23 protein-coding genes are annotated in these 20,723 nt (G+C 50.9%); 9 read left to right on the forward strand and 14 right to left on the reverse strand.

What is annotated here, in order from left to right; all coding sequences use genetic code 11:
• The first annotated feature begins 90 nt into the window (after positions 1-90).
• The 3 genes from LVQ76_RS07790 to LVQ76_RS07800 all read left to right on the forward strand — a co-directional run bounded on the left by LVQ76_RS07790 (position 91) and on the right by LVQ76_RS07800 (position 1,872).
• On the forward strand, positions 91-681 hold the full coding sequence (locus LVQ76_RS07790; protein WP_232865894.1) for a GrpB family protein: 591 nt from the start codon (positions 91-93) through the stop codon (positions 679-681).
• Between the two features lie 93 nt (positions 682-774).
• Entirely contained in the window at positions 775-1,227 is a 453-nt protein-coding gene (locus LVQ76_RS07795) for a GNAT family N-acetyltransferase (protein ID WP_232865895.1), read from the forward strand.
• Positions 1,228-1,401: 174 nt separating this feature from the next.
• The gene (locus LVQ76_RS07800) at positions 1,402-1,872 is read left to right on the forward strand and encodes a GNAT family N-acetyltransferase (RefSeq protein WP_232865896.1); all 471 of its coding nucleotides are present in this window, start codon (positions 1,402-1,404) and stop codon (positions 1,870-1,872) included.
• Between the two features lie 274 nt (positions 1,873-2,146).
• Here LVQ76_RS07800 and LVQ76_RS07805 read toward each other — a convergent pair whose 3' ends face one another.
• Complete coding sequence (locus LVQ76_RS07805) at positions 2,147-2,695, reverse strand: AAA family ATPase (RefSeq protein WP_232921355.1); 549 nt, start codon at positions 2,693-2,695, stop codon at positions 2,147-2,149.
• A 198-nt stretch (positions 2,696-2,893) separates the two neighbouring features.
• Positions 2,894-4,006 carry a cobalamin-independent methionine synthase II family protein gene (locus LVQ76_RS07810; RefSeq protein WP_232921356.1) on the reverse strand — a complete coding sequence of 371 codons (1,113 nt, stop codon included), beginning with the start codon at positions 4,004-4,006 and terminating at the stop codon, positions 2,894-2,896.
• 240 nt (positions 4,007-4,246) lie between these two features.
• On the opposite strand from LVQ76_RS07810, the gene LVQ76_RS07815 reads away from it, so the two are divergent.
• Complete coding sequence (locus LVQ76_RS07815) at positions 4,247-5,164, forward strand: bestrophin family protein (protein WP_232903640.1); 918 nt, start codon at positions 4,247-4,249, stop codon at positions 5,162-5,164.
• A 150-nt stretch (positions 5,165-5,314) separates the two neighbouring features.
• Here LVQ76_RS07815 and LVQ76_RS07820 read toward each other — a convergent pair whose 3' ends face one another.
• Positions 5,315-5,818 carry a DUF1993 domain-containing protein gene (locus LVQ76_RS07820; protein ID WP_134182823.1) on the reverse strand — a complete coding sequence of 168 codons (504 nt, stop codon included), beginning with the start codon at positions 5,816-5,818 and terminating at the stop codon, positions 5,315-5,317.
• A 78-nt stretch (positions 5,819-5,896) separates the two neighbouring features.
• Complete coding sequence (locus tag LVQ76_RS07825) at positions 5,897-6,286, reverse strand: rhodanese-like domain-containing protein (protein WP_151993391.1); 390 nt, start codon at positions 6,284-6,286, stop codon at positions 5,897-5,899.
• 65 nt (positions 6,287-6,351) lie between these two features.
• Between LVQ76_RS07825 and ftrA the strand changes: the two genes are divergently transcribed.
• Positions 6,352-7,386 carry a transcriptional regulator FtrA gene (gene ftrA / locus LVQ76_RS07830; RefSeq protein ID WP_232921430.1) on the forward strand — a complete coding sequence of 345 codons (1,035 nt, stop codon included), beginning with the start codon at positions 6,352-6,354 and terminating at the stop codon, positions 7,384-7,386.
• Between the two features lie 53 nt (positions 7,387-7,439).
• On the forward strand, positions 7,440-7,802 hold the full coding sequence (locus LVQ76_RS07835; RefSeq protein WP_232921357.1) for an RcnB family protein: 363 nt from the start codon (positions 7,440-7,442) through the stop codon (positions 7,800-7,802).
• A gap of 52 nt (positions 7,803-7,854) precedes the next feature.
• Here LVQ76_RS07835 and LVQ76_RS07840 read toward each other — a convergent pair whose 3' ends face one another.
• Positions 7,855-8,148 (reverse strand): hypothetical protein, encoded by a 294-nt coding sequence (locus tag LVQ76_RS07840; protein WP_232921358.1) that lies wholly within the window; start codon positions 8,146-8,148, stop codon positions 7,855-7,857.
• A gap of 138 nt (positions 8,149-8,286) precedes the next feature.
• Here LVQ76_RS07840 and LVQ76_RS07845 point away from each other — a divergent pair, with 138 nt between their 5' ends.
• Positions 8,287-8,694, forward strand: coding sequence for a GFA family protein (locus LVQ76_RS07845; RefSeq protein WP_232864507.1), 408 nt, complete (start codon positions 8,287-8,289; stop codon positions 8,692-8,694).
• Positions 8,695-8,744: 50 nt separating this feature from the next.
• Here LVQ76_RS07845 and LVQ76_RS07850 read toward each other — a convergent pair whose 3' ends face one another.
• Positions 8,745-9,764, reverse strand: coding sequence for a DUF2157 domain-containing protein (locus tag LVQ76_RS07850; protein ID WP_232921359.1), 1,020 nt, complete (start codon positions 9,762-9,764; stop codon positions 8,745-8,747).
• Positions 9,765-9,882: 118 nt separating this feature from the next.
• On the opposite strand from LVQ76_RS07850, the gene tam reads away from it, so the two are divergent.
• On the forward strand, positions 9,883-10,644 hold the full coding sequence (tam, locus tag LVQ76_RS07855; RefSeq protein ID WP_232921360.1) for a trans-aconitate 2-methyltransferase: 762 nt from the start codon (positions 9,883-9,885) through the stop codon (positions 10,642-10,644).
• Here tam and LVQ76_RS07860 read toward each other — a convergent pair.
• The 7 genes from LVQ76_RS07860 to LVQ76_RS07890 all read right to left on the reverse strand — a co-directional run bounded on the left by LVQ76_RS07860 (position 10,634) and on the right by LVQ76_RS07890 (position 17,758).
• The gene (locus LVQ76_RS07860; protein ID WP_232921361.1) at positions 10,634-11,479 is read right to left on the reverse strand and encodes an AraC family transcriptional regulator; all 846 of its coding nucleotides are present in this window, start codon (positions 11,477-11,479) and stop codon (positions 10,634-10,636) included. The two genes, tam and LVQ76_RS07860, sit on opposite strands and share 11 nt — an antisense overlap.
• Positions 11,480-11,579: 100 nt before the next feature.
• Entirely contained in the window at positions 11,580-12,980 is a 1,401-nt protein-coding gene (locus LVQ76_RS07865) for an aldehyde dehydrogenase family protein (RefSeq protein WP_232921362.1), read from the reverse strand.
• Between the two features lie 104 nt (positions 12,981-13,084).
• The gene (locus tag LVQ76_RS07870; RefSeq protein ID WP_232921363.1) at positions 13,085-13,795 is read right to left on the reverse strand and encodes a proteasome-type protease; all 711 of its coding nucleotides are present in this window, start codon (positions 13,793-13,795) and stop codon (positions 13,085-13,087) included.
• 19 nt (positions 13,796-13,814) lie between these two features.
• Positions 13,815-14,615 (reverse strand): transglutaminase family protein, encoded by an 801-nt coding sequence (locus LVQ76_RS07875; RefSeq protein ID WP_232864502.1) that lies wholly within the window; start codon positions 14,613-14,615, stop codon positions 13,815-13,817.
• Positions 14,612-15,541 carry an alpha-E domain-containing protein gene (locus LVQ76_RS07880; protein WP_120064180.1) on the reverse strand — a complete coding sequence of 310 codons (930 nt, stop codon included), beginning with the start codon at positions 15,539-15,541 and terminating at the stop codon, positions 14,612-14,614. The genes LVQ76_RS07875 and LVQ76_RS07880 overlap by 4 nt, the downstream gene beginning before the upstream one ends.
• On the reverse strand, positions 15,535-16,974 hold the full coding sequence (locus LVQ76_RS07885; RefSeq protein ID WP_232903935.1) for a circularly permuted type 2 ATP-grasp protein: 1,440 nt from the start codon (positions 16,972-16,974) through the stop codon (positions 15,535-15,537). Before LVQ76_RS07885 ends, LVQ76_RS07880 begins: the two co-directional genes overlap by 7 nt.
• Positions 16,975-17,329: 355 nt before the next feature.
• Positions 17,330-17,758, reverse strand: coding sequence for a multidrug/biocide efflux PACE transporter (locus tag LVQ76_RS07890; protein WP_232921364.1), 429 nt, complete (start codon positions 17,756-17,758; stop codon positions 17,330-17,332).
• Positions 17,759-17,861: 103 nt separating this feature from the next.
• On the opposite strand from LVQ76_RS07890, the gene LVQ76_RS07895 reads away from it, so the two are divergent.
• The gene (locus LVQ76_RS07895) at positions 17,862-18,725 is read left to right on the forward strand and encodes a LysR family transcriptional regulator (RefSeq protein WP_232921365.1); all 864 of its coding nucleotides are present in this window, start codon (positions 17,862-17,864) and stop codon (positions 18,723-18,725) included.
• Positions 18,726-18,758: 33 nt separating this feature from the next.
• Here LVQ76_RS07895 and LVQ76_RS07900 read toward each other — a convergent pair whose 3' ends face one another.
• Positions 18,759-20,723, reverse strand: a complete 1,965-nt coding sequence (locus LVQ76_RS07900) for a peptidase U32 family protein (RefSeq protein WP_232921366.1) — start codon at positions 20,721-20,723, stop codon at positions 18,759-18,761.

Raw genomic sequence — 20,723 nt, forward strand, 5'->3', positions numbered from 1 at the left:
TCTGTGCCTGGAGCGGACGTTTGAGAGACATCCAAACCCATCTCCTGTACGCTATTGTTCATAATTTTTATGGTCGATAGGTGTCGGTTTATGGTTAGCCCAAAAGAAATAATGCAGCATTATGTCATTGATCCTCAGGATAGTTATTTTGTTAATGGTGTACCGCCGATTGAGAGTGTAGTGGTCGTTGCGTATGATCCTTTGTGGCCGGATATATATTCAACACTGGCATCTAAAATTAAGAATAAATTAGGTTCGCATGTACTAAAAATTGATCATGTGGGTTCTACAGCAGTACCTGGTCTCGCTGCCAAACCCGTTATTGATATTGATTTGACAGTTGCTGACGCTACAGATGAAAAAACTTATGTGTTAGCACTTGAGAGTCTTGGGTATAAACTAATTGTGCGTGAGCCTCGCTTCCATGGACATCGTCTTTTTCATTACGATAATCCCAGAGTTAACCTTCATGTTTTCACTCAAGACACTCCTGAAACAATCCGACATGTGCTTTTTCGAGATTGGTTGCGACAGTCAAAGAAGGACTGCCAGCTATATGCTGACGTTAAATTAGATGCAATTAAAGGTTGTAGCTTAGATATTCAACAATATCACGAAAATAAAAGCAAAGTGGTGCGTGAAATCTATCAGAAAATATTCAAACATTTAGGCTATATCTAATATGTTTCTTGATCGTTATTGTTTGATATTTACTGCAAATATTATGGTTGAAAATCAAAAGCTGAAAAATACAGATAAAGAGATGTAGGGAGAATGATGCAAATTTCTTTAAGAATCGCCACCAACGCTGATCTCGCCATCGTTAACGAGCGCTATGCTGAGATTGATTTTGTTCCGTCACATGCAGGGGAACTAATCGTATTGGCGACTGATGGCGATAATATTGTTGGTCAAGGTAGAGTTGTAACAATCGATACAGAAAACGGCGAGCTTGGGGGAATTTATGTTTTTCCCGGCAATGAGGGTCTGGGGATCGCCCGTAAGGTGGTAGATTTCCTAATTAAGAACTCAGGTCTGTCAGTTCTTTACTGTTTACCTTTTGCTGAGCTTGAAGGTTTTTACGGGTCAATGGGATTTGGTACCGTCAAAGATATAGAGAAAGTCCCACCGGCGGTTATCAAAAAGCATGAGTGGTGCCTGAGTAACTACGATAAAACCGTACTACTTCTGAGTAAGGGGATGAACGTATGCAGATCCCCAGACTAAAAACAGCTCGCTTGCTGTTAAAACCATTAGGCACCAGAAAGTACTGTACTACCGACAGGTTATAAAACTGAATATCCGGGAAACAGCAGATGCCACAGGCTATAGTTGCTCTCAAGTATGTAGCATCCAGACCCTTTACCTGCAGGCAGAACGCGTTACGACTAACGAGGTTTTATGAAAATCAGAAGGTTCACTAATGGGGATGAAATTGCGTTATTCAGGGTCTTTTTATCTTCTGTACATACCATCGCATCACACTACTACACACATGAACAAATAGAGGCCTGGGCTCCACCAGATATCGACCCGGAACAATGGGCCAATTACATGGAGGAGCTGCGCCCCTTTGTTGTTGAAGTGGATGGGGAAATAGCTGGATATGCAGATGTTCAGCCGAATGGGTACATTGACCATTTCTTTGTCTCAGGAACCTACCCGAGACAGGGAGTAGGGATGCTACTGATGAATTGCATTCATGAAGAAGCTAGACAACTTGGAATTGCTGAACTTACTTCAAATGTGAGTAAGGCTGCGGAAGAGTTCTTTCTACGACACGGCTTTCATGTAGTGGAACGGGGTTTTCCTGTCCGTCGTGGCGTGACACTACAAAATGCACTGATGCGGAAATATTTGGCGAAACAATAGAAAGCTGGTTGAAGGAAAGTATTGACCTTTTCGCCTGATTGAAATCAGTCAGTACAGAAAACCATCATAACGTACAATATTTTCCGTTTCCCAAACGGAGTCCTGAATTGGCGCAGTCAATTAAGTCAACGGGAGAATAACGTCGGCATCCCGTTCAACGCAGTCCCTGGATTTTTTCACAGGCAGGTCTGTGCCAGGAGCGGAAGTTCTATATTCACTAGAATATGGCAGGTTCAGGCATGGTGATTCATCATTAAGCGCAGTTACCGTTCTATCAGCGTAATATCCTGGAAAGGATGAAATCCACACGTTCCTCTACAGAAACGCATGGTAATTCAATCAACTGATAGTCATATATACGGTATGCTTTCACCATCGCGTGATATGTCTCGACGGCGACATCGAAAGATTGCTTGCGCTCTGTATCCTGTACATATATGTCACGCCAGGGTGGTGCAATAAATACGGTACGGTTATAACGAAATTTCGCGATGGCGTTATCCAGATGCCTCGGTATGGTAAGCTCTTCAAGGCTTAAATAACCCGCAACATCAGGAACTCCACGATCGAAGAAGCATGGTCGTGTTTGCCCTTCCGCTTCGTGCCACGAACGCATTTCCCAAGATAGCATGAGCTCTGCAAAAGCTGTTCGATTGGCCCACGGCAATGCATCACCCTCTATGTTAATCTGGTCCTGTATAACACCTCTTCCAGCTTCTTTTGAACACCAATACCCTCGTTTTATGATCGTATCAATTATCGTGCTTTTGCCTGACCCCGGGCCACCCGTCAGAATGAAACGATGTTGTAAAGCTGAAGACATTGAACCCTCCCAAACATTTATAGACGCGATAAAGCAGCAATATTGATGGCGTACTTTCCGCGCGTCGCCATATTACCTGTTGATGGCATGACTAACTACGTTTTATCCTGACTCGCATGTCCTCTTCACGATCCTCGCTGACTATAAGATGTGATTGTGTCGAATCTCGCGTCAGCGACATCCGACACAATCACCGTTTTACCAGACCTTTTCGGCAAGTTCCGTCACCAGGCGCACTTTGTCCCACTGCTGCTCGGCAGTCAGGCTATTACCCTCTTCTGTTGAGGCAAACCCGCACTGTGGGCTGAGGCAGATTTGGCTGATATCGACATATTGTGCCGCTTCGTTAATTCGCGCCTGAATCAACTCCGGGTTTTCCAACTCACCATTTTTGGTGGTGATCAAACCTAAAACGACCTGCTGATGACCCGGACGCACAAAGCGCAGCGGTGCAAAATCACCGGAACGGTCGTTATCGTATTCAAGGAAGAATGCATCCACATTGACGCTGCCGAATAACACTTCAGCAACTGGCTCGTAACCACCCTCAGAAATCCACGTTGAGCGGAAGTTACCGCGACAAACATGCAGGCCGATAACTAAATCGTCCGGCTTTCCTTCCAGCGCTTTATTCAGTACCTGAGCATAGATTTGCGCCAGTTGGTCTGGGTCATCCCCACGCTCGCGGATCTCTTTACGTTGGGCATCGGAACACAGATAAGCCCAAACGGTGTCATCAAGTTGCAGATAGCGGCAACCGGCAGCGTAAAAAGCCTGAATCGCATCACGCCATGTCGTCGCCAGATCGTCAAAATACTCTTTTAAATCAGGGTATACATTACTGTCGATAGCATTGCGGCCGCCACGGAAATGCAGCACGCTTGGGCTTGGAATAGTCATTTTTGGCACCGCGTTGCCGCTGATGCTTTTCAGATAACGGAAATCTTCCAGCATTGGGTGCGAACCAAACCCGAGTTTACCCACCACACGCACGCTATGCGCCTTGGTCTGTACCCCATTAAACTGGATACCCTGCTCTGATTCATAACGTTCCACACCTTGCAGGCCGTCGAAGAAATCAAAATGCCACCACGCCCGACGGAACTCGCCATCTGTCACCACATGCAGACCGCAAGCACACTGCTGCTCGACCGAAGCACGAATCGCATCATCTTCAACTTTGCGCAACTGGCTGGCATCGATTTCACCTGCAGCAAACGCGAGGCGAGCATTTTTGATAGTCGCTGGACGTAAGAAGCTACCGACGATGTCGGCACGGAATGGAGCGCGATGTAGTGTTGACTGTGGCATGTGTTTTCTCCGCTAACCCGGCTAATTAATTTAGTCAGGTGATAATTCATTATTTGAATATTTAGCCATCTGGACGGCTATTTGTGTGATTGAGAATGGCAGATGCTGAACATGAGGACAAACGAAGATCTTTCATGGTTATTGAAAATAATTCATGTTGTTAAGGCGATGTGAATTGCAAGTTGATCTACATCACACTTTGCCGTCTAATATGACGTCCTGTTTTTGAGCCTCCCGATTATGATTGTTCGCCCGCATCAACACTGGTTTATTCGCTTATTTGTCTGGCATGGTTCGGTTCTACAAAAAATCTATTCACGCCTATTACTGAACCTCGCGCTTTCCATAAGCGTCATTTTCTTTCTCCCCTGGTATGAAACCCTCGGCATTAAGCTGACTACAGCACCCTTTAGTATTCTTGGTGTGGCGATAGCGATTTTTCTCGGGTTCAGAAACAGCGTCTGTTACGCACGCTTTAATGAGGCTCGCACCTTGTGGGGGCAACTGGCGATTACTCAGCGTTCGTTTTTGCGCGAGACTAAAAGTCTGTTGGGTGAAAACCAGAGTCAGATTACGTCGTTTGTGAATTTGCAGATTGCCTTTTGCCACGCACTCAGGCTCACATTGCGTAAGCGCCCGATGGAAGAGACGCTGAAAAAATTCTTAACTGCCGATGAATTACAGTGGGTGATGAAAAGCCACGCGCCCTGTAACCGCATACTCTTGCTGATGGGTGACTGGCTCGCCGATAAGCGTAAACAGGGCCTGATTTCCGATGTAGTGTGGAGCAGCCTGAATCATCATCTGAACGATCTTTCCGCGGTTGCCGGAGGCTGTGAGCGTATTGCCAACACTCCGTTGCCGTTTGCCTACACGCTGATTTTGCACCGCACCGTTTACCTGTTCTGCATCATGCTGCCGTTCGCTTTGGTCACCGACCTACACTACATGACACCGTTCTTGTCGGTATTTGTTTCATATACCTTTATTTCGCTTGATACGCTGGCTGAAGAGCTGGAAGAGCCGTTTGGCACCGAAGACAACGACCTGCCGCTGGATGCAATTTGCAACACTATTGAGCGGGATTTGCAGGATATGGATGAGAGGGAAGAACTGCCTGAGAAGTTGCGCCCGAATCGCTATTATCGGCTGAGCTAGGCGCACTATTTATTCATGCATACCCTAAATAATTCAAGTTGCAGGTAGGCGGCAAGAGAGCAAATCCCCAGGAGCTTACTTGAGTAAGTGACTGGGGTTTGTGAGTGCAGCCAACACCCCTGCAGCTTGAAGTATGACGGGTAAAGCGGCTTAGAAGATTGGGCCGACAAAATCACGCTTACCTAACGGCACCCCCGCCTGACGCAAGATGTCGTAAGCGGTAGTGAAGTGGAAATAGAAGTTCGGCGTAGCGAATTTGTACACGTAGTTGCGAGCGGTGAAACGCAATTCGTGTTCACGAGCCATCACAACAATTGGGCGCTCGTCGTCGCCAGCGAGTTGCTCATCACTAATGCCTTTCATGAACTCAACCGTTGCTTTGATACGGGTCTGAAGCTGTTCAATAGTGGTTTCGTTATCTTCCATCACCGGAGCATCAACACCTGCCAGGCGAGCAACGGCACGTTTAGCCATATCGGTGGTAATTTGCACCTGACGCACCAACGGATACATATCTTCCGCCAGTGATGCAGTCAGCAGGCTCTCTTCCGTTTTGCCGTTCTCTTTCGCCCAGTTAGCCGCTTTCTCAAGGATTGCAGACAGGTTGCTTAGACCCAGGATGAACTGCGCATTGGTTTCACTGTAAATCGACATTATGGCTTCCTTTAGATATGACAAATTTGAGGCAAAGATTACACCCAGTTAGCGCCCTGCGGATAGCAAATTCACGGCTCAGGCAAAGCTAAATCCTTCATCTGCCCAACCGGTGATTCCACCAATCATAATTTTCACCGGACGGCCCAGACGCGCCAGTTTTAACGCTGCGCGATCCGCACCGTTGCAATGTGGCCCGGCGCAATAAACCACGAATAAAGTATCAGCAGGCCATTCGGCCATGCGTTCAGCCGACATATCCCGATGACGCAAATGCAACGCGCCCGGAATATGGCGACGGGTGAATGCTTCCGGGGAGCCGACCACATGCAGCAGAACAAAATCCATATCTTCATCTTTCATCGCGCTATGGACATCATCGCAGTCTGTTTCGAGACACAAACGCTGGAGAAAATGAGCGGCAGCGATTTCTGGGGCGGCGGCTGGATAGTCAGTAACGTAACTCATAAATACTCCTCATGATGGTGAGATCTCACTATAGAGCGCAGCGTGTAGCTTGACGTATGGCAGAAATGACAGATAACGTGAAGATCATGACAATCGTTCGGGATTCCCCTTTGCAAAACCCTCTAGTTGTTGCGCTGGCATATGACGGTCTGTGTACCTTTGAATTTGGTGTCGTTGTTGAAGTGTTTGGCCTGCCGCGTCCGGAAATGGGTGATAACTGGTATCGGTTTGCGGTCGCAGGAATCGAACCCGGTGAGCTTAGAGCGACCGGCGGTATCCGACTGGCGGTCGATGGTGGTCTTTCTTTGTTGGAAGACGCCGGAACGATTATTGTGCCCGGCTGGCGAGGTACCGACGAACCGGTTCCACCACAGTTGTGTGAAGCGTTACGCACGGCGCATTCACGCGGTGCGCGGATTATGTCGATATGCTCCGGCGTATTCGTGCTGGCAGCCAGCGGCCTGCTCGATGGGTTACCAGCCTCAACCCACTGGCGTTATACCGAAAAACTTCAGCAACGCTATCCTGCCATTCAGGTGATGCCAGATGTGTTATATATCGATAACGGATCGGTGCTGACCTCTGCCGGAAGCGCCGCCGGTATCGATTTGAGTTTGCATCTGGTGCGGCGTGATTACGGCCAGGCTGCCGCAAACAGCGTGGCGCGTCGCCTGGTCGTCCCCCCTCATCGCGTTGGCGGGCAGGCTCAGTTTATCGAGCAACCTATTCCAGTTGCCTATGAGAGCAAGCGTCTAAGCCCACTGTTCGATTATCTGCAAATCCATCTGGCTGATGAACACTCTGTAGAGTCGCTGGCGGTGTTTACCGGCATGAGTCCGAGAACATTTTTACGCCGTTTTGCCGCAACAACCGGCACTACGCCCGCACGCTGGCTGCTTAATATGCGCCTGGCGCGCTGTCGGGATTTACTGGAAATCAGCACACTCTCCATTGATGAAATTGCCGAACGTGTTGGATTTGGCAGTGCGGCAACCCTGCGCCACCATTTCCGCGCTAAGTTCTCCACCACACCCGCCGCATACCGCAAGTCATTTACTTCAAGTAACGAAAAATTGATTATCACCAGTGAAACAACGTGATAGAGATAACGGCATTATTTGAAAGTTAGCAGATGAATGTATCTGGAGAAGATATGCGTAAATTGAATGTGTTTGTTTTTTCTGTGGCCCTGATGGCCGGTTCTTTGCCATTGGCGATGACTGCTCAAGCAGCTGATGCGCCTGCTGTCGCACCTGCACCAGCCGCTCCGCAGCCAGCTTCCTCGTTTGAAATTCAAGAATTTCATGCCGATTACAAGCCATATAAAATTGGCGACATCGTACCGGATTTGTATCGCACCAAGGAGTACCGCATTGATGCCTGGCAAATCAGGCACCTGCCAGCACCAGAGGCGGGAAGCCACTGGACATACATGGGCGGGAATTACGTGTTGATTACCGACGCGGAAGGCAAAATTGTGCGTGCCATGAAAGGTGAGATTTTTTACGGCCACTAACAGAACAAACCCCGGTCATCGCACCGGGGTTTGGTTTTCAAACAGGCGTTAATTAAGCGCGCAGCATAGCTTTAATCTTCGAGTAAGCGTGCTCAAAAATCATATCCGTCGTACACATAAAGACAATCACATCACCGGACTCGCACTCGTCGAGCGAATCGTTTAATTCCGCATCAAAATCTTTAGATAACTGTGGCATCAACATCTGCATATCGCCCGGATAATCCTCATCTTCATCAGGTGGCATATCGTCAATTTTCGAGCCACGCACCACGTAAATCAGCAGATTTTTATCGTTGGATGTAATTGGGGCGCGCAAATATTTACCCGTTGGATGCTTAGCCATATCGTTACCTTTTGTTGATAGGTGTAAATTCCGCGCTATCCTCGCAAAAGATGACGCGAAAAGACAGCCTGAGCGTAATGACAAGACTCAGTTAACCACTAAACTCAGGAGAATTAAAAATCTGGACTGAGGTGGGCTATGCAACAAAAAGTTTCTGCTCAATGTCATTGTGGTGCTGTCGCTTTTACCGTCGAGCTTAGCGATGGTTTTAACACTATCCGCCGCTGTAACTGTTCATTTTGCCGTATGCGCGGCGCGGTTGCTGTCTCTGCTCCGTTGTCGGGGATTAAGGTTACTAAAGGGCAGGATAAACTCACCGAGTATCGTTTTAACACCGGAGCGGCGGTGCATTTCTTCTGTTCCGTATGCGGGATTTATACTTTTCACCAGCGCCGCTCAAACCCTGAGCAATATGGCGTTAATGTCGCCTGCATTGAAGGCGTTTCACCTTTCGATTTCCCGAAAGTCACGGTGATGGATGGCATCCATCACCCGAAAGATGGCGGCGGTGGCGTGGCCGGGTATCTGACTTTTACACCTGAATGATCTGTGCGACTCGCTGGCGGGTAATGTTGTGCTTACCCGCCAGGCGAATGTCACTTCTCCCCCAGCCGCCAAATCTTCTCGGCATAGCGCCCGACAAGGGCCAGCGAGATGGCGAGCAGCAGGAAGAAAATCACTTTATTGGTATCGTCCCAGAACATCTCGAAATAGCGGGTGTAGAGGTTAATACCGAGGAACGTTAGACCGAATCCGCGCAGCATGCCATCGTCTGTTTTCAGGCTAATCCAGATACATGCACCTGCCGCCAGGGCGAACAGCAATGACCAGTGCAACAGCTCAATCTGGCGCACACTTTGCCAGATATCCAAATCGTAATTGCCAAAGATCGACAAAATCCACAAGGCGATAAACAGATACAGCAGCCCCATCGCTTTGCTGACTGCAAACACGTTACGTTGCAGTAAAGGTTTTTTAAGCAGGTAACATGCCGCGAGTAATACCCCGCCGAATAATACAAAACGAATTGGGTAGTTCATACCGAGCCAGTAAGCGCCCCAACCAGAAGAATACCCTGTCGATGTCCCGAAATAGCTCCCTAATGCCAGTAGGAAAAATAGCCAGATAAGACCCGAACGGCTCAGGTAGCCAATGACGCCGTAAATCGCGCAGCCGAGCAAAAATAGCGGTGCTACATTTCCGCTGCCGTTATCGAGCGCCATGCCGAGCTGCCATAAAAATAGCGCGGTGAATAATACGCCCAGGAACAGAATAGCCTCATTGCTGTAGCGTTTATCCGGCATCTTTCTCTGGCGGTAGAATCCCCAGCAATAAAAGGCAATAGCGATAAGCAGCAAAATAACCGCACGCGTGAGGTAGCCAAAATTAAATAGCAACGCCATCAAATATTCATCAGCAACCAGGCTGCCCATTGCGATAATGAAGCAGGCCAGCGCTATCCAGAATGCATAGCGGCTCATTCGTTGCCAGTCGAACAGCTGAACCGAGAGGTTTTGTTGCAAACGCTGCTGTTCTGGGGCATCAATCACCCCTTCCTTACGCCAGCCCTCCAGTGTGCGCTTGACGATCTTTTCCTGTTTGCGAGTCACTTTCATAGCGGTTTTCCTTACCTGAGTTTAGTCACTACGTTACAGTAATTAATCAGATTCTAAACCATGCACAATTTCTTAATTCATCACTACGCTTAATGCAATTAAGTCACTGGAGAAACCTATGCAGGACTGGAACCCCGCCCTTTACTTGCAGTTTGCAGCTGAACGTACGCGCCCGGCAGCAGAACTCGCCGCGCGCATTCAACACCCCGAAGCAAAACATATTGCAGATTTAGGCTGTGGCCCCGGCAATAGCACGGCGCTATTGCATAAAGCCTTTCCACATTCGACCGTAACGGGTGTCGACAATTCTCCAGCGATGCTGGAAAAAGCGCGTGTCGCCCTGCCGAATTGTCAGTTTGAGAGCGCCGATATTGCCCACTGGCAACCGGCGGTGAAACAAGATGTGATTTATGCGAATGCGTCATTGCAGTGGCTGGGCGATCATTCGTCACTGTTTCCACACCTCGTCGCGCAACTGGCTGAAGGCGGCGTATTAGCGGTGCAAATGCCGGATAACTGGCAGGAGCCAACGCATACATTAATGCGCCAGGTCGCTGCTGAATTGGGGAGTCCTGACTCCGGGCGAGAAGCGTTGCTACCTGCACAACAGTATTACGATTTGCTGGCGCAGTCGGGCTGTACGGTGGATATCTGGCGTACAACCTATTTCCACGTCATGCCGTCAGCACAGGCGATTATTGAATGGCTGAGCTCTACCGGTTTACGGCCTTATCTCGCAAACCTGGACAGCATTCAGCAACAGGCGTTTCTTGAACGTTACCACCAGTTGTTGCAACAGGCCTATCCACCGCGACACGATGGCAATGTGCTGATGCTGTTCCCACGCCTGTTTATTGTGGCAAGAAAAACTATAGCGTAACGCCCATCTGGCGTAGCGTTTCGACATCCTGCAAAGGCGCTGCGCCAAACGAACGGCGGTACTCACGATTAAACTGCGATGGCGATTCATAGCCTACTTGCCAGGCGACGTTCGCCACATCCTGGCCGCCACTGAGTAATAATCGCCTGGCTTCGAGCAGACGGATCTGCTTTTGATATTGCAATGGGCTCATCACGGTCAGGGCTTTAAAGCGATGATGCAGGCTTGAAGTACTCATGCCGACACGCTTTGCCAGTTCATCAATTTTTAGCGGCTCAGCAAAATGGCGCTTAATCCAAGCCAGAGCTTCCCCCACGCCTTTGCCCTGGTTCCAGGAGAGCGTCTGTTTCCAGAACGTCGCACCTGATCGCGATGTCACCAGGCGATAAAGAATTTCCTGCTTAATCAGTTTAGACATCACCGGTAAATCATCAGGGGTATCCAACACTTTCACCAGCCGTAAAAAGGCATCCTGCAACGCTTCATCCGCGCTGGATATCCAGGCCCCAGGATTGACACTCTCACCTTGTTTTTCAGGCAGCGTAATTTGTAATGAGACGATTAAATCGGCAATTTCTCGGCTATTGAGGTCTATGCGCACGCCATAATAAGGCTCGGACACAGTGGCCTGAGTCACCTGACCGGAGACCGGCATGTCTACCGCCGCCATCGAGTAGTTCCCTGGGCCATATTCCGTGACATTGTCACCGATAAGCATTTTTTTACGCCCTTGAAGCAGCATACACATCGACGGTTCCAGCATGCCTCGGTTAAACAGTGTCGGTTCAGATACGCGGATAAATCGAAGCCATGGCACTGCGGTTTGCAGTTCCATCTCGGATGTTTCTGCGCATTGGTAATGCCGCGCCACGCTTTTACAAAGTTCAGCTAAAATGCGGCCCTCAGGCCGCAGAATGTTTTCTCGTTCCGGCATATCACTGCCCCATTATGGCTTTTGGTTCAAGATACCCTTCCAACCCGAAAGTACCAAATTCACGTCCAATCCCTGACTGTTTAAAACCGCCAAATGGGGCTTGTGGCTCATTATAAACACCATTGACGAACACTCGTCCGGCGATAAGTTGGCTTGCAACTATCTGTGTACGTTGCGCATCTTTGCCACTCACATATGCCTGTAATCCGTAAACGGTATCGTTGGCAATCGCGATAGCCTCTGCATCATCTTTATAGGTAATCACCGATAGCACCGGGCCAAAAATTTCTTGTTGGGCGATAGTCATATCGTTGCGAACATTCACAAAAACAGTTGGCTTCACAAAGTAACCGCGTTCAAACCCTTCCGGGCGGCCTTCCCCCCCGCAGAGTAATTCAGCACCTTCTTCAATCCCTTTGCGGATGTATGCCTGCACGCGTTCATATTGCTGTGCCGTCACCGCCGTACCGTGATTTTCCCCTGGCACCAGGCACGGAATGTCGTTGAGTATTTGCGCTGTCACGGCCTCCAGGCGGCTTTCATGGACTAACAAACGTGTACCGGCGATACACGCCTGGCCGCTATTCCACGACATCACCTGCAACGCAAGTGGAATCGCTTTTTCCAGATCCACATCGTCGAGCAGCACGTTGGCTGATTTCCCGCCTAATTCCAGCGTCACACGTTTTAAGGTATCCACCGCGCCACGGGCAATGGTTTTGCCGACAACGGTCGACCCGGTAAATGAAATTTTAGCGATATCCGGATGACGGGTGATTTCCGCGCCCACGACATCACCGCGCCCGGTGACAATGTTGAACACGCCGTCAGGCAAACCCGCCGCATGCAGGCATTCGGTGATTAACTCTGTTTGCCGTGCGCTGAATTCGCTGGGTTTGATCACGGCGGTTGAACCGGAGGCTATGACCGTTGAAAGTTTAGTCGCGATAAAACCGTAGTTGCCGTTCCATGGGGTGATCAGGCCAACCACACCCAACGGTTCCATGATCACACGGGCATTGCCGACACGGGTTTCAAAGGGGAATCGTGATAACACGTCGCGCATTTGCAGGAAGCTGTCGCAGGCATGGTTGAACGTCGCTTCGGCAAATCCCACCGCGCAACCATATTCTTCAACCATCGTCTCGATCATTTCTGCTTTGCGCAGAGAGACTGCGTTATGCAGCTGTTGTAACCAGGCCATTCGCTGTTCACGTGTTGATAAGCGCATAGCAGGGAACGCCGCTTTTGCCGCTGCAATCGCCAGCTGCGTGTCCACAACATCAGCCAGTCTGACCTGCGTGATTTTTTCTTCTGTTACCGGGCTGACCAACTCCAGTATTTCTTCACCGTGCGGAATAACAAACTGGCCGTTAATATAGATTTTATTGATGGTTTTCATGTTGCGCTCCAGGTGTGTTTTGACGCGTTTAGTGTCGCCTGAAGGCTTATTTTTCTTTAGAGCAATGCTGTCAGATGATTGCACAATCCTGCAAATGTGCCGGATTATCCCCTCAGCCGCAGCGGTGGCAACTGGTCAAATACCGAGCGCAGGCAACTGCCCCACATATTGCGAATCTCGCTGAAATACTCATGTTGCGCAGTGATGGCGTATTGTTGTGAATCATCAAAAGTTTCGGCGTGATACATCATCACATCCAGCGGCAGGCCGACGGATAAATTCGAATTAAGTGTTGAGTCCATCGAAATCAGCGCGCACTGCACCGCCTGTTCCAGGCTGGTGTCGTAACTGACAATACGATCGATGATCGGTTTGCCATATTTGCTTTCGCCAATCTGGAAATACGGCGTGTCACTGGTCGCTTCGATGAAATTCCCTTCGGCATAAATGTGGAACAGGCGCGTGGATTCGCCGCGAATTTGCCCGCCGAGAATAAAGGTGGCGGTGAAATCTGCACCGTCCCGGGCGATCACCTCTTTTAAGGTTTGCCCCACCAGAACGGCAGCGTCGTAAAGTGAGCTGACGGTGTAGAGATTTTGCGTGGTGGCGTCTTGTGCGCGGTGCTGCAACAGGTTGATGACGCTCTGAGTGGTCGCCAGATTACCGGCACTTTGCATGATCAGCGTGCGGTCATCGCCACGCTGGAAGACGTGCAGTTTTTTGAAGGTTGAGATGTGGTCAACGCCCGCGTTGGTGCGCGAGTCGCTGACAAAAATCATGCCGCTGGCTAAGCGCATGGCAACGCAGTAGGTCATGGTTGATTCCTGATGTGAGTTATTGCTGGCCCTGCATGCGCTGCACCGCCGCCACCGTTTCCATCCCTTCGTCGCCACCGCCAATGCGCACGCCGCGCACCGGGCAGGCATCGAGATAATCAAACCCCACCGCCAGCTTCAGGTGGTGGCAGGTGTTGCGCGTATTGTTGGTGATATCAAAACTGCGCCAGCGCCCTTCTACCAGCGCTTCAACCCATGCATGCATCGCCACATGCGCGCTGTCCGGCGTGTAGAGATAACCGCTGATGTAACGCGCCGGGATATTCAGGCTGCGGCAACAGGCGACAAACACATGCGCGTGATCCTGGCAAACGCCCACGCCAGCCTCGAATGCTTGCGCGGCGCTGTCTTTAACGTCGGTTCCGCCCGGTGTATAGGGCATGCGTTCCAGCACTTCACCCATCATTACTGTCAGGCTTTCCAGCGGCGCGGATTCGCGCCAGTGCAGATTGGCAAAGGCCAGAATCGCGCCATCCGGTTGCGTTAACGGCGTATGGCGCAACCACACCAGCGGCGAAAGTGCTTCGTGAGTGCCATCGTCCAGCGCTTCACCTTCGGCAATTTCCACCACGCCCGTGGCTTTAATGCTGATCGACTGATGCGGGCGGTCGAGCGTCAAAACATGCAGAATATTGCCAAAAGCATCGGTGGTTTGTACCGCCTCTTCCGGTAGCGCCAGCTCCCAGGAAATAATGTGCTGATGCAGCGATTCCTGCGGCGTGAGGCGCAAATATTGCGTGCTGTGCTTAACCAACTCGTCATAGCTATAGTGCGTGCTGTGTTCGATTGTCAGTCTCATTGTGCCTCCAGATAGGTGTATTGGATGCTTTCGGAAATCGCGTTAACCTGGCTTAAAAAGCGCGTCAGCCAGGGTTGCAGGCCGGAATCTATGACGTCATCCAATGTGCTAAAGCGTAGCTCGGCATGCAGAACATGCGCCAGGCGACGTGGAGCGTTGGCGCTGTGGCCGCCGATCAGCTCCAGTTGGTTGACCACTTCTTCGATGCACGACCGCAAAGAACGCGGGCTTTCGCTACGTAATATCAGCAAATCGGCCACCATTTCGCGCACCAGTTGCTGCTTGTAGATACTGTGATACGCCTCGCGCGCACTCACCGCGCGCAGCAAAGTGTCCATGCGGTAATGCTCGCGCACGGCGTCCGGGTCGTTATCCAGCAGTTGGTTTTTCACGCCCAATAAACGCGCGGTGCTGTCGGCGCGTTCCAGTAATGTGCCGATGCGGATAAACGACATCGCATCATTGCGCAGCATGGTGCCAAACATCGCCCCGCGAAACAGGTGCGAGCGTTCTTTCACCCAGTCAAAAAAGTCATCGGCATTGCTGCTGTTGACGCCCTCTTTGCGCAGCCGTTTCATCTCAATCCACGCCGAGTTGATGCTTTCCCACACTTCTGATGACAAGCTGCCGCGCACCGCATGGGCGTTTTCCCAGGCCGACTGGAAACAGCTATAAATGCTGCTTGGATTGCGGGTGTCCAACGCAAAGTAGTCGAAAATCCCCGGCATGGTGAGTTGCTGGTAATACTCCCAGTACGCCGCCCCGCTGCCGGTTAAATTCAGCGGCACCTGCAAATCCTGATGCCCGGTTTCGCGAAACGGCATCATTGATAAACGGTTGGTGACGTCTAATACGCGGGCAATGTTTTCGGCGCGTTCCAGATAACGAGCCATCCAATACAGTTCACTGGCGGTGCGGCTTAGCATGATGTGTCGTCCTCCAGAACCCAGGTGTCTTTGGTGCCGCCGCCTTGCGATGAGTTCACCACCAGCGAGCCTTTTTTGAGCGCCACACGCGTTAAGCCGCCTGCGATTAAGCGCGTTTCAGCGCCATACAATGCGAACGGGCGAAGATCGATATGGCGCGGTGCCAAGCCTTCTTCGACAAACGTCGGGCACGTTGACAGCGCCAGCGTGTCCTGGGCGATATAGTTTTGCGGGCGAGCTTTGAGCACCGCACGGAAGGCTTCGATTTCCGCTTTGCTGGCCGCCGGGCCAATCAACATGCCGTAACCGCCTGCGCCGTGAACCTCTTTCACCACCATTTGCTCAAGGCGCGATAGCACGTAACCGAGTTGATCCGCATGGCGACACTGCCAGGTTGGCACGTTATTCAGAATCGGTTCTTCGGAGAGATAAAAACGGATCATGGCGGGCACATACGGGTAAATGGATTTGTCGTCGGCCACGCCGGTGCCAATCGCATTCGCCAGCACCACGCCGCCAGTGCGGTACACCGACAGCAAACCCGGCACGCCGAGCATCGAATCCGGGCGAAACGCCAGCGGGTCGAGAAACGCATCGTCCACCCGGCGGTAAATCACATCGACTTTGCATGGCCCAAGCGTAGTGCGCATAAACACCGCACCCTCTTTGACAAACAAATCAGCGCTTTCCACCAGCTCGACGCCCATTTGTTGCGCCAGGAAACTGTGTTCAAAATAGGCGCTGTTAAAGCGGCCAGGCGTGAGAACGACGACGGTCGGGTCATTAACCGGCGAGCTTTCCCGCAGGGTTTGCAGCAGGTGCGAAGGGTAACGTTCGACCGGGCGAATGCGCTGTTGAGCAAATAATTCAGGGTATAGCCGCATCATCATTTTGCGGTTTTCCAGCATGTAGGAAACGCCGGATGGCGTGCGCAGGTTGTCTTCCAGCACGTAATATTGCCCGTCACCGCCGCGCACCATATCCACGCCAATGATGTGCGCGTAAATATCGCGATGCAGATTAATGCCCTGCATACACGGCTGATACTGATCGTTTGCCAGCACTTGTTCAGCCGGGATCACGCCCGCTTTGAGGATATTTTGATCGTGATAGATATCGTGCAAAAAGAGGTTTAGCGCCTGCACGCGCTGGCGAATCCCGGCATCGAGCATTGCCCATTCCGTGGCGGGAATGATGCGCGGCACGCTATCAAAAGGAATTAAACGCTCGGCTCCGTCTTCGTCGCCATAGACGTTAAAAGTAATCCCGACGCGGTGAAACAGCAGCGCCGCTTCCTGTTTCTTGCGCATTACCGCCGAGCTATCGGCACGCTGTAACCAGTTCCAGTAATTGCCGTAATGGCCACGATGATTGCCGTCGAGCGCAAACATTTCATCAAAAAAAGACGCAGCACCAGGGTCCATATTGATCATAATTCCCTCACTTCTACCCGTCGTCCTTCGAGCTGCCTCTTTGTTGGCTACGCTCACTCACCCGACAAATCTGCCGGGAGCAGATTTGAACGCTGCAAGCAGCGACCCGAAGGGTGAGGCCCATGGATGGGCCGAGATAATCACTTACTTATGTAAGCTCATCGGGATTCGTTCTCTTGCCGCCGCGACGCAACTCGAATGACTTAGGGTATATCGATAAAGTTATCTAAATATTAAGCAGGAAATATGCCAGGCCGTGTTTGGTGCATTTCAGGGGGGGATTTGTCTGTTTTTGAGGCAAAAAGAGTCGCTCAGAATAAGAACGCACCATGGCGGTGCGTTCTGTTGTTTATCGTTACGCCTGGCACTGCGTCCAGCGGGCGCGCAAGGTGTCGTACGCCCAGTTGTAAATCACGCTATACGGCAGGAAGAACAGGAAGAAACCAATCTCCACCATAAACGCCTGCAGCAAGGATATATTCAGCATCCAGGCCGCCAGCGGTAGGCCAATCAGAATAAAGCCCCCTTCAAAGCCCAGCGAGTGCGCGATGCGCAGCGGCAAGCGGCGTTTTTGCCCGACCGGGAAGAATTTGTCGAAACCGGCGTTATAAATCATGTTCCACACCATCGCGACGGTGGACAGCATGATCGCCAGAGCGCCCATCTGGAACAGTGGCTTATTCATAATCCACGCCGCCAACGGCGCACAAATCGCAATAGCGATAACTTCAAAACCCACCGCATGCAGGATGCGTTCGGCAAATGTTCTCTTTTGGGACTGCATAATTCAACTCCAGACGAAATAAAAGCAATATGGCTCTGCGGCGTATTATTATCGTTATTAGTGATAGTATTAAGTTAATACCCATCGAGAAAAGCGATAGACGATGAAATATTCCCCCGAATCCCTCGAAGCGTTTTTACATGCGGTTGAGACCGGGTCGTTTTCTGCGGCGGCTCGCAAACTCAAAAAAAGCCAGTCAACGGTGAGTAGCGCGATTGCCAATCTGGAAGCGGATTTAGGTGTGACGCTGTTTGATCGCCAGAGCCGCCAGCCGATTCTGACCGACCAGGGTAAGCACGTTTTGCCATACATCCAGTCGATCATGGCGGCGAGCGAGCGGTTGAATGAAGTCTCGGTACGCCTTGCAGGCAACGTTGAGCCGCGCCTGAGTTTTGTGCTGTCGGATGTCTGGCAAACGTCACATCACGAGTCCATCCTGCAGCGTTTTTCACAGCGCTTCCCCGATATCGAATTCGAGTGTCTGATTGCTGAGGATGAAGATGTCATCGACCTGATACAAATTGGCCGGGCGCATGTCGGCGTCTTGCGCGTGCAGCCACGCTACCCGGTTGATGTCACGGTGGCGCGTTTGCAGGTCGGTGCAGAGATGGCGATTTTTATTCACCGCCAGCATGAGTTAGCCCATTTGCCGATTGTCGAAATGGATATGCTGCAGACCGAACGCCAGCTTTGTTTGAGTACATTTACCGATCCGACCCGCAATAAAAGCGGCGGCTCGATGTGGTCATCACCATCGTTATTGATGCTATTGGAAATGGCCGAGCAAGGGTTTGGTTGGGGGATTTTACCGCGCTGGCTGGTGGAGCAGTTTGGTCACGATGTGTTGCAGGAATTGCCGGTTGCGGGCTGGCCGCAGCGTATTGATGTGGATGTGTTGTGGTCGAATAAAACGCCACCAGGCCCCGCCGGGCGTTGGATGATTGACCAGTTGCGGGCGCAGAATTAACAAGAGGGCATTGGATGCCCTCTCTTATATGGCTTACTTGTTGCGCTTCGGCATTGTCTTCAGCAATTCATCCGGGCTGATGGACGCCACAATATCGCTGCCTGGTAATGGCATCTTGAGAATGTGGTTCTTCATCTTGCCAATCACGTGCATCTCGCACGGTTTGCAGTCAAATTTCAGCGTCAACACTTCATCCTGATGCACCAGCTGCATTGGAGTGGCTTTCCAGCTTTTCACTGAACCTTTCGCCTGTTTCGGGCACAAGTTAAACGCAAAACGCAGACAGTGTTTAGTGATCATCACCGGCACTTCACCCTTCTCTTCATGCGCTTCATAAGCGGCATCAATCAGTTTCACGCCATAACGCTGATAAAACTCACGCGCTTTATGGTTGTAAACGTTGGCAAGGAACGTCAAATGCTCATCCGGATAGACCGGAGGTGGAACGCTAACAGGTTTACGGGTGCCGCGCTGATACTGTTGCAGGCGCGCATCGGTCAGTTCGTCGATAGCTTCACGGCGCAGCTGATTCAACTGGCTGTTTGGTACGAACAATGGAGCGGGAAGATTCAACTCTACTTTTCGCGCCTGGTACATGGTTTGACCCAGTTTCGTCAGGCCGTCACGCAGGTTCGAGTACGCTTTTTCCGGGTTGTTCGCCACTTCGAATTGCCCTTCCAGCGTTTTAGTGACACTGACACCATCTTCACTGGTGAGGGTCAAAATCAGCTGTTCTTCCCAACCACCTAGCTCCAAATCCACCGCAATACGGCGTTCGCTGGACGTTTTCGTCAACGCCTGCTGCCAGTTATGGTCAAGGTTACGGTTGAGCGGATGGTTCGGGCGCACATTTTTTAGTGTCTCCGGCATCTCATTTGGCCAGACGCGATACTGATTTTTACCGGTTTTCTCCACCGTATTAGCACGGAAGCCAACGATATCACGCTTGATCAACACGTTCAGACCATCACCATTGGTCAGCGTGTCGGTCACGCTAACATCCAGGAAGTCTTTGCCCACCTTCAGTACTTCACCTACCGGTAAGCCGATATATTTTGGAGAATCAAAAGCGCCGATATCGATTTTGCGCTCGTTAACAAAATAGTCCGTGCTGCCACGGTGGAAGGTCTTATCCGGCGACGGAATAAAGAAGTGCGAAGTCTTGCCGGCGGAGGCACGAACCAAATCGGTGCGCTGCTCCATTAATTCATCCAGCAACTGGCGATAATAAGCGGTGATATTTTTCACATAACTCATATCTTTGTAGCGCCCTTCAATTTTGAAGGAACGCACGCCAGCATCGACCAATGCTGCAAGGTTGGCACTTTGATCGTTATCTTTCATCGACAACAGATGTTTTTCATAGGCCACTACGCGGCCCTGATCGTCTTTCAGGGTGTACGGCAAACGACAAGCCTGCGAGCAATCACCACGGTTTGCGCTGCGCCCGGTCTGGGCGTGGGAAATGTTACATTGGCCGGAATACGCCACACATAGCGCACCGTGAATAAAGAACTCAATCGTCGCGTCAACGTTGTCGTGAATCGAACGGATTTGGTTGAGGTTCAACTCACGCGCCAGAACAATTTGCGAGAAGCCTGCATCAGACAGGAATTTTGCTTTTTCTACGCTGCGAATGTCGCACTGAGTGCTGGCATGAATTTCAATCGGCGGCAGATCCATTTCCAGCACGCCCATGTCCTGCACAATCAGCGCATCAACGCCCACCTGATACAGGTCGTGGATCATACGTCGTGCAGGTTCCAGTTCGTTGTCATGCAGGATGGTGTTGAGCGTAACAAAAATCTTCGCCCCATAACGGTGAGCAAACGGCACCAGCTCAGCAAGATCTTTCAGACTGTTGCCGGCATTATGGCGAGCGCCAAAGCCAGGCCCACCGATGTAGACCGCATCCGCACCATGCAGAATGGCTTCGCGGGCGATGGAGGTGTCACGGGCTGGGCTGAGTAATTCAAGATGATTGGCGTGCAGGCGCAT

It is taken from the genome of Buttiauxella cochleicola, assembly GCF_021283185.1.
GTDB lineage: Bacteria > Pseudomonadota > Gammaproteobacteria > Enterobacterales > Enterobacteriaceae > Buttiauxella > Buttiauxella massiliensis.

What these genes read in the sequence shown, in the direction of transcription:
- LVQ76_RS07900 (WP_232921366.1), bottom strand. Translation starts at nt 20,723, where the DNA reads ATGCGCCTGCACGCCAATCATCTTGAATTACTCAGCCCAGCCCGTGAC.
- LVQ76_RS07865 (WP_232921362.1), bottom strand. Translation starts at nt 12,980, where the DNA reads ATGAAAACCATCAATAAAATCTATATTAACGGCCAGTTTGTTATTCCG.
- LVQ76_RS07890 (WP_232921364.1), bottom strand. Translation starts at nt 17,758, where the DNA reads ATGCAGTCCCAAAAGAGAACATTTGCCGAACGCATCCTGCATGCGGTG.
- LVQ76_RS07860 (WP_232921361.1), bottom strand. Translation starts at nt 11,479, where the DNA reads ATGGAACTGCAAACCGCAGTGCCATGGCTTCGATTTATCCGCGTATCT.
- LVQ76_RS07835 (WP_232921357.1), top strand. Translation starts at nt 7,440, where the DNA reads ATGCGTAAATTGAATGTGTTTGTTTTTTCTGTGGCCCTGATGGCCGGT.
- LVQ76_RS07820 (WP_134182823.1), bottom strand. Translation starts at nt 5,818, where the DNA reads ATGTCGATTTACAGTGAAACCAATGCGCAGTTCATCCTGGGTCTAAGC.
- LVQ76_RS07800 (WP_232865896.1), top strand. Translation starts at nt 1,402, where the DNA reads ATGAAAATCAGAAGGTTCACTAATGGGGATGAAATTGCGTTATTCAGG.
- LVQ76_RS07810 (WP_232921356.1), bottom strand. Translation starts at nt 4,006, where the DNA reads ATGCCACAGTCAACACTACATCGCGCTCCATTCCGTGCCGACATCGTC.
- LVQ76_RS07870 (WP_232921363.1), bottom strand. Translation starts at nt 13,795, where the DNA reads ATGACCTACTGCGTTGCCATGCGCTTAGCCAGCGGCATGATTTTTGTC.
- LVQ76_RS07845 (WP_232864507.1), top strand. Translation starts at nt 8,287, where the DNA reads ATGCAACAAAAAGTTTCTGCTCAATGTCATTGTGGTGCTGTCGCTTTT.
- LVQ76_RS07875 (WP_232864502.1), bottom strand. Translation starts at nt 14,615, where the DNA reads ATGAGACTGACAATCGAACACAGCACGCACTATAGCTATGACGAGTTG.
- LVQ76_RS07795 (WP_232865895.1), top strand. Translation starts at nt 775, where the DNA reads ATGATGCAAATTTCTTTAAGAATCGCCACCAACGCTGATCTCGCCATC.
- ftrA (WP_232921430.1), top strand. Translation starts at nt 6,352, where the DNA reads ATGACAGATAACGTGAAGATCATGACAATCGTTCGGGATTCCCCTTTG.
- LVQ76_RS07850 (WP_232921359.1), bottom strand. Translation starts at nt 9,764, where the DNA reads ATGAAAGTGACTCGCAAACAGGAAAAGATCGTCAAGCGCACACTGGAG.
- tam (WP_232921360.1), top strand. Translation starts at nt 9,883, where the DNA reads ATGCAGGACTGGAACCCCGCCCTTTACTTGCAGTTTGCAGCTGAACGT.
- LVQ76_RS07825 (WP_151993391.1), bottom strand. Translation starts at nt 6,286, where the DNA reads ATGAGTTACGTTACTGACTATCCAGCCGCCGCCCCAGAAATCGCTGCC.
- LVQ76_RS07895 (WP_232921365.1), top strand. Translation starts at nt 17,862, where the DNA reads ATGAAATATTCCCCCGAATCCCTCGAAGCGTTTTTACATGCGGTTGAG.
- LVQ76_RS07805 (WP_232921355.1), bottom strand. Translation starts at nt 2,695, where the DNA reads ATGTCTTCAGCTTTACAACATCGTTTCATTCTGACGGGTGGCCCGGGG.
- LVQ76_RS07790 (WP_232865894.1), top strand. Translation starts at nt 91, where the DNA reads ATGGTTAGCCCAAAAGAAATAATGCAGCATTATGTCATTGATCCTCAG.
- LVQ76_RS07815 (WP_232903640.1), top strand. Translation starts at nt 4,247, where the DNA reads ATGATTGTTCGCCCGCATCAACACTGGTTTATTCGCTTATTTGTCTGG.
- LVQ76_RS07840 (WP_232921358.1), bottom strand. Translation starts at nt 8,148, where the DNA reads ATGGCTAAGCATCCAACGGGTAAATATTTGCGCGCCCCAATTACATCC.
- LVQ76_RS07885 (WP_232903935.1), bottom strand. Translation starts at nt 16,974, where the DNA reads ATGATCAATATGGACCCTGGTGCTGCGTCTTTTTTTGATGAAATGTTT.
- LVQ76_RS07880 (WP_120064180.1), bottom strand. Translation starts at nt 15,541, where the DNA reads ATGCTAAGCCGCACCGCCAGTGAACTGTATTGGATGGCTCGTTATCTG.